Genomic DNA, 14361 nt, shown 5'->3' on the forward strand with positions numbered 1-14361 from the left:
CGCCACCCGCTCACCGAGGGTGGCCGCATGAGGTCGTTGGGGCGGGAGTTCCGGTGGTTGTGGGCGTCGTACGCGGTCAGCGCGTACGGCTCGGGGCTGGCGTTCGGCGCGTTCCCGGTGCTCGCCGTCCTGGTGTTGCACGCGAACCCGGGGCAGGTGTCGGCGCTGGCGGCGGTCGGGCCGGCCGTGGGGGCGCTGGTCGCGGTGCCGCTGGGGCCGTGGGTGGAGTTCCGGCGCAAGCGTCCGGTGATGATCGCGACGGACCTGGTGCGGTTCGCGACGTTGCTCAGCGTGCCGGTGTGCTACCTGCTCGGGTGGCTGAGCTTCGGGCAGCTGCTGGTGGTGTCGGTGGTGGTCGCGGCAGCGAAGATCACGTTCACCGCGGCCAGCGGCGCGTACCTGCGGGCGGTGGTGGCGCCGGGCGACCTGATCGTGGCCAACTCCCGGTTCGAGTCGACGACGTGGGGCTCGATCGCCGTCGGTCCACCGCTGGGCGGGGCGGCGATCGGCCTGTTCGGGCCGGTGACCACCGTCGTCGCCGACGCGCTGAGCTACCTGGCGTCCGCGCTGGCGCTCGGCGCGATGCGGCACCCGGATCGGCGGCCCCGTCGGGAGAGGCGCCGAACGACAGCGGCCGAGCTGGTCGACGGATGGAAGCATGTGCTGACACACCCCGGCCTACGTCCGCTGTTCCTCAACCAGCTGCTCGTCGCCGGGCTGATCATGGCCACCGAACCCCTCCTGGCCGTGCTCCTGCTCGGCGAACTCGGGTTCGCGCCCTGGCAGTACGGGCTCGCCTTCGCCGCGCCGTGCGTCGGCGGGCTGATCGGTTCGCGGCTGGCGCCCCGTGCCCTGGCGCGCTTCGGTCGCCAGCGGGTCATCCGGGTGGTCGGCACGCTGCGCGCGATCTGGCTGATCGGGCTCGCTTTCGTCGGACCCGGTGTCGTCGGGCTGGTGACCGTGATCGGCGTCGAGCTCGCGATCATCGTCGGCATGAGCTTGTACACCCCGGTACTGGCCACCTACCGGCTCGAACAGACGCCGCCCGAGCGGGTCGCCCGCACGCTGGCGGCCTGGTCGATCAGCAGCAGCGCCGCGATCGCGGTGCTGAGCGCGCTCGGTGGGCTGCTCGCCGACCTCACGAGCCCGCGGACCGCGATCACCGTCGCGGGAGTGCTGATCCTCGCGAGCCCGCTGCTGCTGCCCCGGCGCATCCCGCTCGGGGCAGCAGCAGTGCCTGCTACGACCCGCTGAGCGGGCCGACGGACTTCGCGGCGGCCAGGTCGAGGGCCTCTTTCGGTTTGCTCTTGCCCTGCAGCACCGAGGCGATCGCCTCACCGACGTTGCGGGACATGTCGTCGTACCCGGTCACTGTCGGGCGGGACTGGCGCGCGTTCTCCAGGTTCTCGAAGAACTCACGCCCGCCGGGGTACTCCTGCGTGTACGCGAAGAACTGCGGGGTGAACTGCTCGATGTCGCGCACCGGCAGGTTGCCGATCGCGAGATTCCACTTCGCGTCGATGTCTTTGCTGGTCAGCCACTTGACGAAGTCCCGCGACGCACCGGCCCGGTCGGCGTCGTCGTGGTCGAAGAGCACCCACAGGTCGGGGCCGGACACCGTCTGGTGGTCGCCCTTGAAGCCGGGCAACTGCACCACGCCGTACTTGACGTTGGTCTGGGCGAGTTCGAGCAGCTCCCACGGGCCGGACATCATCATGCCGATCTTGCCGTCGCGGAACATCGCGCCGTACTTCTCGTCGGTCGGGTCCAGCCACATCGACTTGTCGTCGACAGCGATCGCGCGCAGCGTCTCGAGCGCCGCGACGCCCTCGGCGCTGTTGAACGCCGGCCTCTTGCCGCTCAGGATCGCCCCGCCGCGCTGCCACAGCAGCGGCCACAGGTGCCACGTGGTGTCCTCGCCGCCGGCCACCGAGTAGGCGGTGCCCCAGACGCCCTTCTCCTGGTCGGTGAGCTTCTTCGCGGCGGTGCGGAACTGGTCCCACGTCCAGTTGTCGGTCGGGTAGCCCACGCCGGCGTCGTCGAAGATCTTCTTGTTGTAGATGAGCGCGAGGTTGTCGACCAGCGCCGGGATGCCCATCACGATGCCGTTGGACGTGGCGGTGCGCTGCGCGGCGCCCGGGAAGTCCTCCCAACCGAAGTCCGGCTTCTGGACGTAGTCGGTGAGGTCCTGGGTGTGACCGCCGGCGGCCAGCTGACCCGCCCAGCTGCCGTAGGCGTAGGAGACGTCCGGGTAGCTGCCGTCCTGGTAGCCGGCGGTGATTTTCGGCAGCAGCTCGTCGGCGGTGTCGGCGCCCTGCGACGTTTTGATCGTCACGTTCGGGTGGGCCTGGTGGTACTGCTGGGCCAGCTGCTCGGCCGTCTTCTGCGCCTCGGGGGTCTGGCCGGTCCACCACGTCAGCGTGACGTCGGCCTTCTTGTCGTAACCGGCGGCGGCGTCTTTGCGGTCGCTGCTGGACATCGCTCCGTTGCACGCGGACAGCAGCACCGCGGCGCTGACGGCGGTGGCCAGGCTGACCATCGTCCGTCGGCGGCCGCGGAGTCTGCGCCGGCCATGGAGGTAGGGCCTCATTGCTTTGACCTCTTGGTGGAGTTCCCGGAAACGCCGGAGGTGGCTAGTTCGTGTGATCCGAGTGGCAGATCGGACATGAGTTGACAGACGGACAGCAGATGCCAGAGATGGATGGGATTATGCTCATCTGCAATTCCCCAACAAGATCTCGGACGCAACTGTGCAGTTTGAGTTGCACGTTTCGTGAGGGGTGCATGTGGACGTCGGTATGGGCGGTGTCACGCACGGTCACGAAGGAATCGCCGGTTTGTCCGTCGGTGATCCCGGGGTCCCAACTCTTCGTGAGCGTGGGCGCGCCGGAAGTCGGCGGTAATTAATTTTTGAGCGCGATGCCCCCGTAGAGCGGGGTCGGCTCGTGATCAGGGCCCGGAGGACGCCAGTCGGTCACGGTGACGACGCCCGGCTCGACGAGCTCCAGACCGTCGAAAAAGCGCAGTATGTCTTCGTGGCACCGGTCTGCAGTGTCGATGCCCCGCTGGTTGAACACGTCCCCGGCGCGGCGGCCCTGTTCGGGCAGGAAGTCCGTCGTTCCGTGCGTGATCGTGAGTGCACTGCCGGGCGGGAGCGCGTCGACGAGCGTCGCCACGAGGTGGTAAGGGTCGGAACTGTCGGGGAGGAAGTGCAGGATGGCGAGCAGGGAGAGGGCGACCGGCCGGGTCAGGTCGAGCGTGCCGATCACCTCCGGCGCGCCGAGGATCGTCGCCGGGTCCTGCAGGTCGGCCTCGAGGTAGGCCGTGCGTCCCTGGCGGGTGCTGTGGAGCAGTGCGCGGGCGTGTGCGAGCACGAGTGGGTCGTTGTCGGCGTAGACGACGCGGCACTCGGGCGCCACCGCCTGGGCGACCTCGTGGAGGTTGGGGGAGGTGGGGATACCGGTGCCGATGTCGAGGAACTGCCGGATGCCGTGCTCGGCGGCCAGATAGCTGACCGTGCGGGTGAGGAAGGCACGGTTCGCGTGGGCGACCGCGCCGGCGGTGGGGAAGTGCATCAGGATCTGTTCGGCGGCGGCCCGGTCCACCGGGAAATTCGTGTTGCCGCCGAGGAGGGCGTCGTACACCCGCGCGACGTGCGGAATGTCCGTTCGAAGCTCACGGCTCGCCATTCAGTCCCGTCTCCATAGTGGATCCGCACCTAGAACATATGGCGTCCCGTATGGGCAGGCCACCACCCTGGTGTCGGGTCAGTACCGAAGTACGAGATCCGGGCAGTCCATTCGGCCACCTTCCGCCCCTACGGCCGGGCCTCGTCGTAGGCCTGGCGGGACGTCCGGACGTGCTCGTCGTGCGCGATCGACCAGTGCAGGAGCGGAGTGAGCACCTCAACGGCGGTGGCGGCGGGCGTCGGGCAGATCGTCTACACGTCGCTGGTCGGGGCGGACGGGCCGCCGGAGGTGCTCGGCCGCGCTGCTGAGCGAACGGACCGGCGAACGGGTCGAGGCGCGGGTGCTCGACGACGACGCGTACCGGACGTACCTGCGCACCGCCGGACTACTCGACGGATTGATCGGCGCGCTCGGCCAGGCCATTCGCGCGGGCCGGTACGCGCGCGTCTCCGCTAGCGGCTCGCGTCCAACACCGGTTTGACGTCGACGATCGGGGTTCCGTCGACGGCCTCGAGGCCGGCAACGCGGACGCGGAGCCCGTCGACCGCGAGCACCCGCACCCGGTGCAGGCCGACCGGGTTCGGCCGATCGGCGGAGCGGGTGCTGAAGACGCCGGTCAACGGGTTGCGCGGGTCGTCGCGAGGATGCACGACGAGCTGCGAACGGTCGGCGCGGTGCAGCCAGGTGACGACGAACACGTCGTCGCCGGTGCGCAGGTCCCGCAGGCCCTCGGCGAACTCGGCGTCGAACACGAGCCAGGCCTCTGGCCCGCCCTGCTTCGGCGCGTTCGCCGGGTCGGTGAGGGGCGACTCGACGGTGCCGATGGGGCGGAGTTCGTAGGTCATGGGTGAAGCTTGGCCGATGGAGGCGTTCAATTATCCGGATGTGGGTGCGGTCAGTCGCGGTGAGCGTCCGCCGGGGTACGAGCATTTCGCGTACCGGGCGAGGCTCGGCGGCCCGGAGCACTTCGAGGTCGCCGTGGACGATCTGCTGTCGTGGCGGATGCACGAACGGTCGGGGGTCCGGCTCGAAGCACGGGGAGACGTGCTCGTGCAGCGGCTGCGGGTGGGCCCGGTCGTGCTCGTCGCCCCGGTGCGCGTGCTCGAGAAGGTCACCGGGCCCGACCGGGCCTGGCTGACCTACGGCACGCTCCGCGGGCACCCCGAGCAGGGCGAGGAGCGCTTCCTGATCGAGCGCGGCGAATCGGTGATGCTCACGATCAGCGGCTTCGTGCGCCCCGGCGCGTGGTACGCGCGCGTCGGAACGCCGGTGACCCGCTACTACCAGCGCCTGATCACGCGTCGCTATCTGCGTGCGCTGCGGGAGGAGGCGGCGGATGCGGATCCGGGAGTTCGATGAGGCCGACTGGCCGCGGGTGTGGCCGATCATCCGCGAGGTCGTCCGGGCAGGAGAGACCTTCCCGTACGACCCGGAGATGTCCGAGGAGACGGGCCGCCAGATCTGGGTCGAAAGGCCGCCCGGATCGACGGTCGTCGCGGTCGAGGGACACCGCGTACTCGGTTCGGCGAAGATGGGACCCAACCGGCCCGGACCGGGCTCGCACGTCGCCACCGCGAGCTTCATGGTGGCCGCGGACGCCCGCGGCCGGGGCGTCGGCACGGCGCTGTGCGAGTTCGCGCTGCGCTGGGCCCGGAGCGGGGGGTACGCGGGGATGCAGTTCAACGCGGTGGTCGAGACGAACCGCTCAGCGGTCGAGCTCTACGGGCGGCAGGGCTTCGCGATCCTGGGCACGGTGCCGCGTGCGTTCGCCCATCCGACTCTCGGCCGCGTCGGCCTGCACCTGATGTACTGCGAGTTCTGACGCTGTGGACTACGTCGGCCGAGTGCCCGCCCCACCGCTCGACGAGTTCGTCGACGACCTGTACTGCCTGACCGGGGTGCCGCCCCAACGGCGGATGAACGTGCCGCCGATGCCCTCGACGCACCTGTTCGTGAACCTCGGCGACCCCGTCCTGCTGTGCGACTCCGACCCCGTGGTCCCCCCGGCGCTGTTCGCCGACGGGTGGTTCATGGGCATGTGGACCCGGCGCTTCCGCGTGGAGTTCCCCGCGCGGGTGCGCCTCGTCGGCGTGCACTTCAAGCCCTGGGGCATGTCCCCGTTCGCCGACCTGCCCGCGACCGAACTGCACAACCGTTGGGTGCCGGTCGACGTCGTCTGGAAACGGTCGTTGGACCGGATCCGCAACCAGGTCGGTGAGACCACCACACCGGCCGGGATGCTCCGCATCCTGGAGGACGAACTGCGGTCACGGCTGAGCCCGTCCCGAGGCATCGACCTGGTGCAGTACGCCGGCCGGCGGCTCGCGACGTCGTCGGGCGCGATGCCCGTCGCCGCGCTCACCGACGCGGTCGGGGTCAGCGCCACGCACTTGGCCACGCAGTTCAAGTCCCACGTCGGCATCACGCCCAAGCGCGTGGCCCGGATCTACCGCTTCGCCGAACTGATCCTTTCGATCGACGCCACCCGGCCGATCGACTGGAGCACCCTCGCGTCCTCGGCGGGCTACTACGACCAGGCGCACTTCAGCAAGGAATTCAAGGACTTCACCGGCCACACCCCGACCGAATACCTCACCCTGCGACGCCGCTTCCCCGCCGACCAGGAGTTCCCGCCGATCCCGGTCGAGTGATTTTGTACAAGACCGGACGTCGTCCAGGACGCAGGATGGTGTCCATGGGCAGAGTTCTCATGCACCACGTGGTCTCGGTCGACGGTTTCATCGCCGACTCGAACGACGACGTCGGGCCGCTGCACGACTGGTACTTCAGCGGCGACACGCCGCTCGTCGACGGTCTGGAAAGCGACCTCCGGTTCCGGGTCTCACGCGCCTCGGCGGCGTACGTCCGGCCGATGTGGGAGTCGATCGGCGTGATCGTGATGGGTCGGCACCTGTTCGACCTGGTCAACGGTTGGAAGGGGCATCCGCCCGCCGGTGACCACGTCGTCGTCGTGTCGCACCGTCCCAAGCCCGAGGGCTGGTACCCCGAGGCGCCGTACCACTTCGTCAGCGACGTGACCGCCGCGATCGAGACCGCGCAGAAACTCGCCGGCGACCGCACGATCAGCGTCAACGCCGGTGACGTCGGCAGCCAGATCCTCGCCGCCGGCCTTATCGACGAGGTCGCGATGGACGTCGTCCCCGTGGTGTTCGGATCCGGCAAACGCTACTTCGGCCGGATCGACGGCCAGCTCCTGCTGGAGGACCCCGACGTGGTGATCCAGGGCGCTCGGGTGCTGCACCTCAAATACCCGGTGCGACGCTGAAAAGCTGCGCACCGCCAGCGCCCAGCTGACACCCCACAGCAGGAAGAACGGCGACCACACCAGCAGGTCCCACCGGGCCGTGGCCGCCGCCTCGGGCGAAACGCCGGCGAGGAGGCGCTGGACGTCGCCGATCGGCTGGAGCGTCGACCGAAGGATCAATACCACCGCCAAAAGCATCAGGGGGACGCCAATCAAGCGGCGGATCGGGCGGCTGGGCGCCGCGCGCATCAGTAGGAGCGCGGCGCCCACACCGAGCACGGCAGCCGCGACGCTGAGCCAGTGGCCGAGCACGGCCTCGGGGGTGCGGTCGAGCGCATCGCGGATCGCGTCCGGCGGGAGCGGCACCTGGCGCAGGCCGAACGTGCCGCCGAGCGCCCAGAAGAGTTTGAGGGTGCCGTAGGCGGCGGTGCAGGTCAGCGCCGCAGCGGCGGGGCGGTTCATCGCCGGGACCGGACCTGGTAGGACAGCGTCATCGCCAGCCAGAGCAGGGTCACCGCGGCTCCACGCCAGAGCCCGGCGGACCCGGCCGCGATCAGGTACGGCGCGCCGGCGAGCATCGGCAGCAGTGCCACCCACAGCGGGATGAGGAGCAGCCGGCGGCGGGCGAACACCGTACTGACGGCGAGGGCCGCACCCAGCAGGCCGAGGGACGCAAGGGTCCACTGCCGGAGCGCGACGTGACCCAGCTGCTCGTAGGCCGCGGCGGGGACGTGGTCGCCGCCGGGGATGCCGAGGCGGCCCTGGGTGGCGTAGTAGGCCTTCTGCACGGAGTAGACCAGCAGGCCGGCGGCGGACAGGTACGCGGGTGCGGTCCACGCCGTGCGCTGGAGCAACGCGTTTGCCATGAGTGCCTCCTGGACGAGTGGTGCCGCCAGAATGCGGCGCCCACCACTCCACCCGCGTCCGCCTCCGGTCTAACCCGAGAGTCTTCGGACTAGCTCTCGCCCTTCGAACGGCTAACCTGCGAATTGACGTATTGACTACGTCAATATATCGTCAACTCATGCTCTTCCCGACGCCAGCGCTCGGTTCCGCCGATGTGCGAGTACTCGCGAACATCGACGCGATGCGCGATGCGCTACGGCGCCAGATGCAGACCACGCCATCAAAATGGACAGACGGGCTGCGCAAGTTCTTGACGGCAGATGCGGTCGCTGCGTCGAACTCCATCGAGGGGTTCAAGGTCTCGACCATCGACGTCGAAGACCTGCTCGACGGCGAGCGTGACGTCGAGGTCTCCGACGAGAACCGCGCGGAGACCCTCGCCTACCAGCAGATGATGACCTACATCCAGTCACTCCACGACTTCCCGGACTTCACCTACAGCAAAGGACTGCTCAACGCGCTGCACTGGATGCTGCAGGGACATCGACACGCGGCGCGCAAGCCGGCCGGGCAATGGCGGCGCGGACCGGTCTACGTCACCGACGCCCGCGACGCGAGCATCGCCGCCTACACGGCGCCCGACGCGGACGCCGTCCCCGCGCTGATGGAAGAACTCGTCGACTGGCTCAACGCCCCCAGCGACGATCACCCGCTGGTGCGCGCCGCGATGGCCCATCTGCACCTCGTGTCGATCCACCCCTGGGCCGACGGCAACGGCCGGATGTCCCGGTCGCTGCAGACGCTCATGATCGCGCGCGAAGGCGCCTTGGCCCCGGAGCTGTCGTCCATCGAGGCGTGGCTCGGACGGCCCGGCAACACGTGGGAGTACTACCGCGAGCTCAACGACCGCGGCGCGACCTACCTCCCCGACCAGGACGTCTCCGGTTGGATCCGCTTCAACCTGACCGCCTATCACCAGCAGTCACAGACCGTCCACGGACGGCTCGACCGCTCCGGTCGCGTCTGGACCGCTCTCGCCGACTTCGCCGGGAACGCGGGTCTGGACGAGCGGATGATGTCCGCGTTGCACGACGTGGCGATGGCCGGCCGCGTCCGCCGCTCGCGGTATGAACAGTCCGAGGGCCTGAGCCTGCAGCAGGCGCAACGCGACCTCCGCGACCTCACGACCGCTCAAGTGCTGGAACCGGTTGGCCGAACCCGGGCCCGGTACTACACGGCGGGCCCCCGGTTCCCGGAAACCGCGCTGGAGATCGCTCGGACCCCGATGACCCTCAGCGACCCGTACCGGTCAGCCCGGGAAGTGGACGGAGCGGAGTAGGTGGCTCACGGCGGCTGGGTCGCCGGTGATGGTGGCGGTCGGGGGTGGGGTGGGCCGGCCCAGGGCGGTCAGGAAAGCCGGCGTCGTGGTGGTGAGGACGGCGTCAGGGGCGGCGGGTGGGGTGTGGGAGAGTTCGGCGCCGCTCGGCGTCAGGTGGACACCGAACGTTCCGGCTGGCCCGTGGTCGCGGAGTTCGATCCGCAGCGTCGTCGCGGGCCGGTCAGGGCTCGGCCGGAAATACGTCCGGATCGCCAGCATGACGCTGTCCGCACTCACGAACACCTGCTCCGCGGTCGGCGGACTCGCGAGCGCCCACGTCCCCAGCGCGATCACGATCGGCTCGAGTTCGCGGCCCCACGGCGTCAGTTCGTAGCGCCGTCCGCGATGGACGACACCGGCGTCGGTGAGTTCGCGGAGACGGTCGGAGAGCGCGTTCGGGCTGGCCGTGGGCAGCGCCTGCTGGAGGTCGGTGAACCGCTTCGGTCCCAGCAGAAGCTCACGCACCACGAGCAGCGACCACCGCTCACCCACGATGTCGAGGCCACGCGCGACCCCGCACGCCTGCCGGTAGCCACGCTGTACTGGCATCGAAGCCTCCGTTGCTATTAGCCTCATAGTAAATGGCCGGAGGAGGAGCGATGCCCACACCCTCGATCACCGACCGCGAGACCTGGCAGAAGCAGCTGGAAACACTGCGGAACCGCGAAAAAGCACACACCCGCGAAGGCGACGCCATCGCAGCGGCACGGCGGCGGCTACCGATGGTCGAAGTGGCTGCCGCCACCTCGCTGATCGGCGCGAACGGCCCCGTGTCCCTGCTCGACGCCTTCGAGGGCCGGACCCAGCTCATCGCCTCGTTCCACATGTGGCACACCGGCAGCGCGGCCGCCGACCAGTGCGAGGGCTGCACGTTCTTCAACGGCCAGGTCCTCGAACTGTCCTACCTGCACTCGCGGGACGTCACCTTCGCGGTCTTCTGCCAGGGTCCGTACGACGAATCCTCGCGCTACCGCGACTTCATGGGCTGGCAGGTGCCCTGGTACGCGGTACCCGAGGCGTCGCTCGGGGAGCTCGTCGCCGGGCGCGCGTTCGGCATGAAGGCCTGCTACCTCCGCGACGGCGACCGCGTGTTCGAGACCTACTGGACCACCGGGCGGGGCGTCGAACCGATGGCACCGTCCTACGGTCTGCTCGACCTGACCGTGTACGGCCGCCAGGAGACCTGGGAAGACTCGCCGAACGGCTGGCCGCAGGGCTTCCGCACCGACGGTGACCAGTTCCGGCTCGACGGCCGGCCCACGGCGCAGTGGGCGCGCCTCGCCGCCGGCCGGAGCGACGACCTGGGGACGAACGCAACCCCGGTCGGGGGAGGCCACTGCCACGAAGAACGACTACCGTGAAGCCATGCCCGACGAGGGGAAGCGTCCCGCGCGCTTAGCGGACGTGCACGAGTTGGCGTCAGCGATGCCGCACGTCACGGTCGAGGAGGGGACGCGCGGCAACCCGGTCTACCAGGTGGGCAGCAAGTCGTTCGTGTTCTTCCGGACGCCCCGGCCCGACGCCTTCGACCCCGAGACCGGCGAGCGCTACACCGACGTCATCGTGTTCTGGGTCGACTCCGAGGGGGACAAGCAGGCGCTGATCCAGGACACGAAGAAGCCGTTCTTCACCACGAAGCACTTCGACGGGCACCCCTCCGTGCTCCTGCGGGCCAGCCGCCTCGGCGAGCTGACCCGCGCCGAACTCGCCGAGGTCGTGCAGGACGCCTGGCTCGCCCAGGCCTCCAGCCGCCGCGCCGAAGCGTGGCTGAACAGTCAGCGTGACGGGAGTTCCACGGAGCACAGCGCCGGGCCGCCGCGGAACACCGTGAGATAGAGGGCCGATCCGCACCTCCGTGCCGGTGGTCGCTCGAGCGAGACCACGCCGTCGTTGTCGGCGAAGTGGAACAGGCCGCCGGCGACGACAGCGCGTTCGCGGTACGTGCCCTTCGTCGCGTAGAGCGTGCCGTCGACGGCGCTCAGGTAGCCGCGGTTGCCGAGGATCTGCGGTGAGTCGCTCTCGGCGATGCCCTCGCCGACCAGGATGCTCCACCCTTTCGCGCCGGTGCGGCTGTCGAGGGTGTGCAGCGCGTCCCGGTCGGAGAGGAACGCGCGACCGCCCGTCGCCACCGGACGTCCGTACGCGCCCTGGCTCTCCGCGGTGAGCCGCACCCGCCATTGGACGACGCCGGACACGACGCGCCGACCGGCCGACGAGTACCCCAGGTACACGCGGCCCATCCCGCCGGCACCGGGCCGCGCGGCCAGGCTACGTTGCCCCGGTGGATCTCACGCTGCACAGTCATCGGGAGCGGACGATCGACGCGTGCGCGGTGCTGGAGTTGTTCGCGGTCGAGCGGTGGTGGCCGGAGCGCACCCCCGAGGGGATGGCGCGGGCGATCGCGGGTGGGCCCGCGGTGGCCGCGTGGTCGTCGGACCGGGTGGTCGGTTTTGCGCGGCTGCTCACCGACGGGGTGTATCGCGCGTACGTCGAGGACGTCATCGTGGACCGTCGCTTCCGGAGGCACGGGGTGGCCGGCGCGGTCGTGGGGGCCCTGTTGGAGCCGTTACCCGACGGCGTGGTCGTCTCACTGTTCTGTGCGCCGAGCCTGGAACCCGTGTACGCCGGGATCGGGTTCTCGGCGACGAAGCAGACCGTGATGCACCGGGTTCAGGGCTTGCCCAGCACGTAGCCGGTGTAGCCGTAGTCGGAGCCGTGCGCGTTGCGGATGTCGATCTCTTCGCCGATCGCGGCGAGAAGTTCGTCCGGGACGTGTTCCGCGCGGAGCCGTTCGATGTTCGCGGCGAGCGGCTCGTAGTAGTTGTCCCAGTCGGAGTCGGGCAGGGCGTAGACGGCCCGGATGTCCCAGCCGGCCTGCTCGATCGCGGCGACGTTGCCGGCCATCGTGCGCATCGCGGGGTAATCGGCGTCCCAGAAGGCGCGGGCTTCCGGCGCCGGGCCGGGGGTCGACCACTCGGCCTCGGTGACCACGACGACGCCGGACGGTGCCAGCAGCGGACGCCACGCGGCGAGCGCGGCGTCGAAACCCATGATGTACGCGGAGCCTTCCGCCCAGAGAAGATCGACGGACCCGTTTTCGACGGGGAGCGTGTCCATCGACGCGTTCAGCGTCTCGACGTGGACGTTCGCCGCGCGGGCCCGTTCGGTGACCTGGGCGAGGAACGGCTCGTGCAGGTCGACCGCGGTGACGTGGCCCCCGGTCAGCTGGGCCAGCAGCACCGACGCAGGTCCGGTGCCGGCGCCGACGTCGAGCACGGTGGGTCGGGGCGGTAGTGGGCCGGCGAGCTGGAGCAGGAGCCGCGTGGTGGCGTCCGAGCCCGGCGCCTCGCGCGGGAGGCCGGTGTGGGCGCGCCAAAAGACCTCGTTCGGATCGGTCATGGGCGGAAGACTGCCACGAATGCACCCTGGTCAGCTCTCCATTTCCGTGCCGGACGTGCAGTGTCTGGTCGCCGGGCAGTTCCCGCGGTGGGCGTCGTTGCCGGTGACGGCGGTGAACAGCGTCGGGACCGTGAACGCGCTGTTCCGCCTGGGTCCTGCCCTCGCGTTGCGGTTCCCGCTGGAGCCCGGGGACCCCGCCGTGGTGCTCCGCGGGCTGCGGCAGGAGGCGCGGGCCGCGGGGGAGTTGCTCGGGCGGACGCGGTTCCCGACGCCGGAGCCGGTCGCGATCGGGGAGCCCGGATGCGGCTATCCGCTGCCGTGGGCGGTGCAGACGTGGGTGCCGGGGGAGACCGCCTTCCTCGTCGACGCCGGGTCGTCGGACGCGTTCGCGCAGGATCTGGCGTCGTTCATCCTCGAGGTGCGGGCGATCGACGTCGGCGACCGTTTTTTCGCGGGCACGGGGCGGGGCGGGCGGTTGTCCGACTCGGACGCATGGATGCAGACGTGTTTCGAGCGCAGCGAAGGACTGCTCGACGTGGACGTCCTGCGGACGCTGTGGGATTCGTGGCGGGAGTTGCCGCGGGGGTCGGCGCCGGACGTGATGAGCCACCGGGACCTGATCCCCGGCAACGTGCTGGTTGCCGGGGGAAGGTTGGCCGGGGTGCTCGATGTGGGTGGGCTCGGGCCGGCTGATCCGGCGCTCGATCTGGTGGCGGCGTGGCACTTGCTGGAGCCGGGGCCTCGGGGTGTGTTGCGCGCGATTCTGGGCAGCGCGGAGGACGAGTGGGAACGCGGCCGGGCGTGGGCGTTCGTGCAGGCCATGGGGTTGGTCTGGTACTACGAGACGACCAACCCGGCGATGAGCGGGCTAGGCCGCCGGACCCTGGCGCGGATCGGTAGCGAGGGCTGAGAGCGCGGTCCGGGCGTCGCCGCTGTGGACAGGCGCAGTTAGACGCGGTGGGTGGCCAGGGCGATGGTGTGGAACGGGAGGGTGAACTGGCCGCCGAGGGCGTCGATCGCCGCGCCGACTGCGGCGCTGATGTCGGCCACCGCCTCGGCCGGAACCCGCGTCAGCGTGCCCTGCGTCGGCAACAGATCAAGCCACTGCGCCGTCGTGTACGTCCGCGACACTTCGTAGTGCCACTCGTCGAACTCACCGAACGCACCGGTGGCCCGGAGTCCCTGCGCGGCCCGGTCGAGAATCGGCCGGTACGGCTCCGGGGCGGCCTCCGCCCGGAGATCGATCGGCGAGTCCGGAACAGCGCGCTCATAGGCGTCGACAAAGGCAGTGTTGACCGCCGGAGGCGCCTGGAAGACGTGCCAGAACAACGCGAGCACACCACCGGGCCGTAAGACTTCCGCGGCTTTGGCCGCGCCGACGTCCGGGTCGACCCAGTGCCACGTCTGGCCGGCCACGAGCGCGTCGAACCGCCGCCCGGCAGCATCCCAAGCCTCGAAGGTGGACACCTCCACGTCGATACCGGAGCGCCGGGTGAACGCAGCCATGCGGGCATCTGGCTCGACGCCCAGCACCGAACACCCATGGAACTGACGCGCCACGATCCCGGTGCCGCACCCGACGTCCAACACGTCGCGACCAGGACTTTCGGCCAGCACGCGCGAGATCAGCGCGGAGGGGTACGACGGTCGGGTGCGGTCGTATCGCTCGACGTCGACACCGAACGACTCGGCGACGGCACGATGCTCATGTGGCGAGGTGGGCATGTGCCCACTATAGTGGGCGCATGCCCACTTGCAAGCGTTACGCATCGCGGCACGGCATC

Annotated in this window: 18 protein-coding genes and 1 pseudogene; 10 read left to right on the forward strand and 9 right to left on the reverse strand. The window is 70.0% G+C overall.

Going from position 1 to position 14361, the window contains the following annotated elements; genetic code table 11:
* The first annotated feature begins 27 nt into the window (after positions 1-27).
* A complete protein-coding gene (locus ACGFY5_RS24580) occupies positions 28-1254 on the forward strand; it encodes an MFS transporter (protein WP_392723220.1) in 1227 nt (408 codons plus the stop codon).
* On the opposite strand, the gene ACGFY5_RS24585 is transcribed toward ACGFY5_RS24580, so the two are convergent.
* The 3 genes from ACGFY5_RS24585 to tsaA form a co-directional block, all read right to left on the reverse strand.
* Positions 1241-2590, reverse strand: a complete 1350-nt coding sequence (locus tag ACGFY5_RS24585) for an ABC transporter substrate-binding protein (RefSeq protein ID WP_392723222.1) — start codon at positions 2588-2590, stop codon at positions 1241-1243. The two genes, ACGFY5_RS24580 and ACGFY5_RS24585, sit on opposite strands and share 14 nt — an antisense overlap.
* 313 nt (positions 2591-2903) lie before the next feature.
* Positions 2904-3689: an SAM-dependent methyltransferase gene (locus tag ACGFY5_RS24590; RefSeq protein WP_392723224.1), complete on the reverse strand. Its 786-nt coding sequence runs from the start codon at positions 3687-3689 to the stop codon at positions 2904-2906.
* A 452-nt stretch (positions 3690-4141) separates the two neighbouring features.
* Positions 4142-4534 (reverse strand): tRNA (N6-threonylcarbamoyladenosine(37)-N6)-methyltransferase TrmO, encoded by a 393-nt coding sequence (gene tsaA / locus ACGFY5_RS24595; protein ID WP_392723227.1) that lies wholly within the window; start codon positions 4532-4534, stop codon positions 4142-4144.
* 16 nt (positions 4535-4550) lie between these two features.
* Between tsaA and ACGFY5_RS24600 the strand changes: the two genes are divergently transcribed.
* Genes ACGFY5_RS24600 through ACGFY5_RS24615 form a run of 4 tightly spaced genes read left to right on the forward strand, consistent with a single transcriptional unit; the run spans position 4551 to position 6975 of the window.
* A complete protein-coding gene (locus ACGFY5_RS24600; protein ID WP_392723229.1) occupies positions 4551-5048 on the forward strand; it encodes a DUF1990 family protein in 498 nt (165 codons plus the stop codon).
* Positions 5026-5511, forward strand: a complete 486-nt coding sequence (locus ACGFY5_RS24605; RefSeq protein ID WP_392723231.1) for a GNAT family N-acetyltransferase — start codon at positions 5026-5028, stop codon at positions 5509-5511. Before ACGFY5_RS24600 ends, ACGFY5_RS24605 begins: the two co-directional genes overlap by 23 nt.
* 4 nt (positions 5512-5515) lie before the next feature.
* The gene (locus ACGFY5_RS24610; protein ID WP_392723233.1) at positions 5516-6340 is read left to right on the forward strand and encodes a DUF6597 domain-containing transcriptional factor; all 825 of its coding nucleotides are present in this window, start codon (positions 5516-5518) and stop codon (positions 6338-6340) included.
* A 44-nt stretch (positions 6341-6384) separates the two neighbouring features.
* Positions 6385-6975, forward strand: a complete 591-nt coding sequence (locus tag ACGFY5_RS24615) for a dihydrofolate reductase family protein (RefSeq protein WP_392723235.1) — start codon at positions 6385-6387, stop codon at positions 6973-6975.
* A gap of 36 nt (positions 6976-7011) precedes the next feature.
* On the opposite strand, the pseudogene ACGFY5_RS24620 reads toward ACGFY5_RS24615, so the two are convergent.
* Positions 7012-7416, reverse strand: a pseudogene (locus ACGFY5_RS24620) (DUF3995 domain-containing protein); the annotation flags it as partial.
* On the reverse strand, positions 7413-7820 hold the full coding sequence (locus tag ACGFY5_RS24625) for a hypothetical protein (protein ID WP_392723237.1): 408 nt from the start codon (positions 7818-7820) through the stop codon (positions 7413-7415). The gene ACGFY5_RS24625 and the pseudogene ACGFY5_RS24620, both read right to left, overlap by 4 nt.
* Before the next feature lie 158 nt (positions 7821-7978).
* Between ACGFY5_RS24625 and ACGFY5_RS24630 the strand changes: the two genes are divergently transcribed.
* The gene (locus ACGFY5_RS24630) at positions 7979-9139 is read left to right on the forward strand and encodes a Fic family protein (RefSeq protein WP_392723238.1); all 1161 of its coding nucleotides are present in this window, start codon (positions 7979-7981) and stop codon (positions 9137-9139) included.
* On the opposite strand, the gene ACGFY5_RS24635 is transcribed toward ACGFY5_RS24630, so the two are convergent.
* Entirely contained in the window at positions 9110-9727 is a 618-nt protein-coding gene (locus ACGFY5_RS24635; RefSeq protein ID WP_392723240.1) for a winged helix-turn-helix transcriptional regulator, read from the reverse strand. The genes ACGFY5_RS24630 and ACGFY5_RS24635 overlap by 30 nt on opposite strands.
* Before the next feature lie 50 nt (positions 9728-9777).
* Here ACGFY5_RS24635 and ACGFY5_RS24640 point away from each other — a divergent pair, with 50 nt between their 5' ends.
* Together ACGFY5_RS24640 and ACGFY5_RS24645 are read left to right on the forward strand one after the other, a co-directional pair.
* Entirely contained in the window at positions 9778-10539 is a 762-nt protein-coding gene (locus tag ACGFY5_RS24640; RefSeq protein ID WP_392723243.1) for a DUF899 family protein, read from the forward strand.
* 4 nt (positions 10540-10543) lie between these two features.
* Complete coding sequence (locus tag ACGFY5_RS24645) at positions 10544-11014, forward strand: MmcQ/YjbR family DNA-binding protein (protein WP_392723245.1); 471 nt, start codon at positions 10544-10546, stop codon at positions 11012-11014.
* On the opposite strand, the gene ACGFY5_RS24650 is transcribed toward ACGFY5_RS24645, so the two are convergent.
* Positions 10954-11418, reverse strand: a complete 465-nt coding sequence (locus ACGFY5_RS24650) for a PQQ-binding-like beta-propeller repeat protein (RefSeq protein ID WP_392723246.1) — start codon at positions 11416-11418, stop codon at positions 10954-10956. The genes ACGFY5_RS24645 and ACGFY5_RS24650 overlap by 61 nt on opposite strands.
* Positions 11419-11459: 41 nt before the next feature.
* On the opposite strand from ACGFY5_RS24650, the gene ACGFY5_RS24655 reads away from it, so the two are divergent.
* The gene (locus tag ACGFY5_RS24655) at positions 11460-11870 is read left to right on the forward strand and encodes a GNAT family N-acetyltransferase (RefSeq protein ID WP_392723248.1); all 411 of its coding nucleotides are present in this window, start codon (positions 11460-11462) and stop codon (positions 11868-11870) included.
* Here the strand turns inward: ACGFY5_RS24655 and ACGFY5_RS24660 are convergent.
* On the reverse strand, positions 11849-12577 hold the full coding sequence (locus ACGFY5_RS24660; RefSeq protein WP_392723251.1) for a class I SAM-dependent methyltransferase: 729 nt from the start codon (positions 12575-12577) through the stop codon (positions 11849-11851). The genes ACGFY5_RS24655 and ACGFY5_RS24660 overlap by 22 nt on opposite strands.
* A gap of 19 nt (positions 12578-12596) precedes the next feature.
* Between ACGFY5_RS24660 and ACGFY5_RS24665 the strand changes: the two genes are divergently transcribed.
* On the forward strand, positions 12597-13487 hold the full coding sequence (locus tag ACGFY5_RS24665) for an aminoglycoside phosphotransferase family protein (RefSeq protein ID WP_392723253.1): 891 nt from the start codon (positions 12597-12599) through the stop codon (positions 13485-13487).
* Positions 13488-13525: 38 nt separating this feature from the next.
* On the opposite strand, the gene ACGFY5_RS24670 is transcribed toward ACGFY5_RS24665, so the two are convergent.
* Positions 13526-14302, reverse strand: a complete 777-nt coding sequence (locus tag ACGFY5_RS24670) for a class I SAM-dependent methyltransferase (protein WP_392723255.1) — start codon at positions 14300-14302, stop codon at positions 13526-13528.
* Between the last annotated feature and the right edge of the window lie 59 nt (positions 14303-14361).

Origin of the sequence: Cryptosporangium sp. NPDC048952, assembly GCF_043197895.1 — a bacterium.
Classification (GTDB): Bacteria; Actinomycetota; Actinomycetes; order Mycobacteriales; family Cryptosporangiaceae; genus Cryptosporangium.

What these genes read in the sequence shown, in the direction of transcription:
- ACGFY5_RS24580 (WP_392723220.1), top strand. Translation starts at nt 28, where the DNA reads ATGAGGTCGTTGGGGCGGGAGTTCCGGTGGTTGTGGGCGTCGTACGCG.
- ACGFY5_RS24585 (WP_392723222.1), bottom strand. Translation starts at nt 2,590, where the DNA reads ATGAGGCCCTACCTCCATGGCCGGCGCAGACTCCGCGGCCGCCGACGG.
- ACGFY5_RS24590 (WP_392723224.1), bottom strand. Translation starts at nt 3,689, where the DNA reads ATGGCGAGCCGTGAGCTTCGAACGGACATTCCGCACGTCGCGCGGGTG.
- tsaA (WP_392723227.1), bottom strand. Translation starts at nt 4,534, where the DNA reads ATGACCTACGAACTCCGCCCCATCGGCACCGTCGAGTCGCCCCTCACC.
- ACGFY5_RS24600 (WP_392723229.1), top strand. Translation starts at nt 4,551, where the DNA reads ATGGAGGCGTTCAATTATCCGGATGTGGGTGCGGTCAGTCGCGGTGAG.
- ACGFY5_RS24605 (WP_392723231.1), top strand. Translation starts at nt 5,026, where the DNA reads ATGCGGATCCGGGAGTTCGATGAGGCCGACTGGCCGCGGGTGTGGCCG.
- ACGFY5_RS24615 (WP_392723235.1), top strand. Translation starts at nt 6,385, where the DNA reads ATGGGCAGAGTTCTCATGCACCACGTGGTCTCGGTCGACGGTTTCATC.
- ACGFY5_RS24625 (WP_392723237.1), bottom strand. Translation starts at nt 7,820, where the DNA reads ATGGCAAACGCGTTGCTCCAGCGCACGGCGTGGACCGCACCCGCGTAC.
- ACGFY5_RS24630 (WP_392723238.1), top strand. Translation starts at nt 7,979, where the DNA reads ATGCTCTTCCCGACGCCAGCGCTCGGTTCCGCCGATGTGCGAGTACTC.
- ACGFY5_RS24635 (WP_392723240.1), bottom strand. Translation starts at nt 9,727, where the DNA reads ATGCCAGTACAGCGTGGCTACCGGCAGGCGTGCGGGGTCGCGCGTGGC.
- ACGFY5_RS24640 (WP_392723243.1), top strand. Translation starts at nt 9,778, where the DNA reads ATGCCCACACCCTCGATCACCGACCGCGAGACCTGGCAGAAGCAGCTG.
- ACGFY5_RS24645 (WP_392723245.1), top strand. Translation starts at nt 10,544, where the DNA reads ATGCCCGACGAGGGGAAGCGTCCCGCGCGCTTAGCGGACGTGCACGAG.
- ACGFY5_RS24650 (WP_392723246.1), bottom strand. Translation starts at nt 11,418, where the DNA reads ATGGGCCGCGTGTACCTGGGGTACTCGTCGGCCGGTCGGCGCGTCGTG.
- ACGFY5_RS24660 (WP_392723251.1), bottom strand. Translation starts at nt 12,577, where the DNA reads ATGACCGATCCGAACGAGGTCTTTTGGCGCGCCCACACCGGCCTCCCG.
- ACGFY5_RS24665 (WP_392723253.1), top strand. Translation starts at nt 12,597, where the DNA reads ATGCACCCTGGTCAGCTCTCCATTTCCGTGCCGGACGTGCAGTGTCTG.
- ACGFY5_RS24670 (WP_392723255.1), bottom strand. Translation starts at nt 14,302, where the DNA reads ATGCCCACCTCGCCACATGAGCATCGTGCCGTCGCCGAGTCGTTCGGT.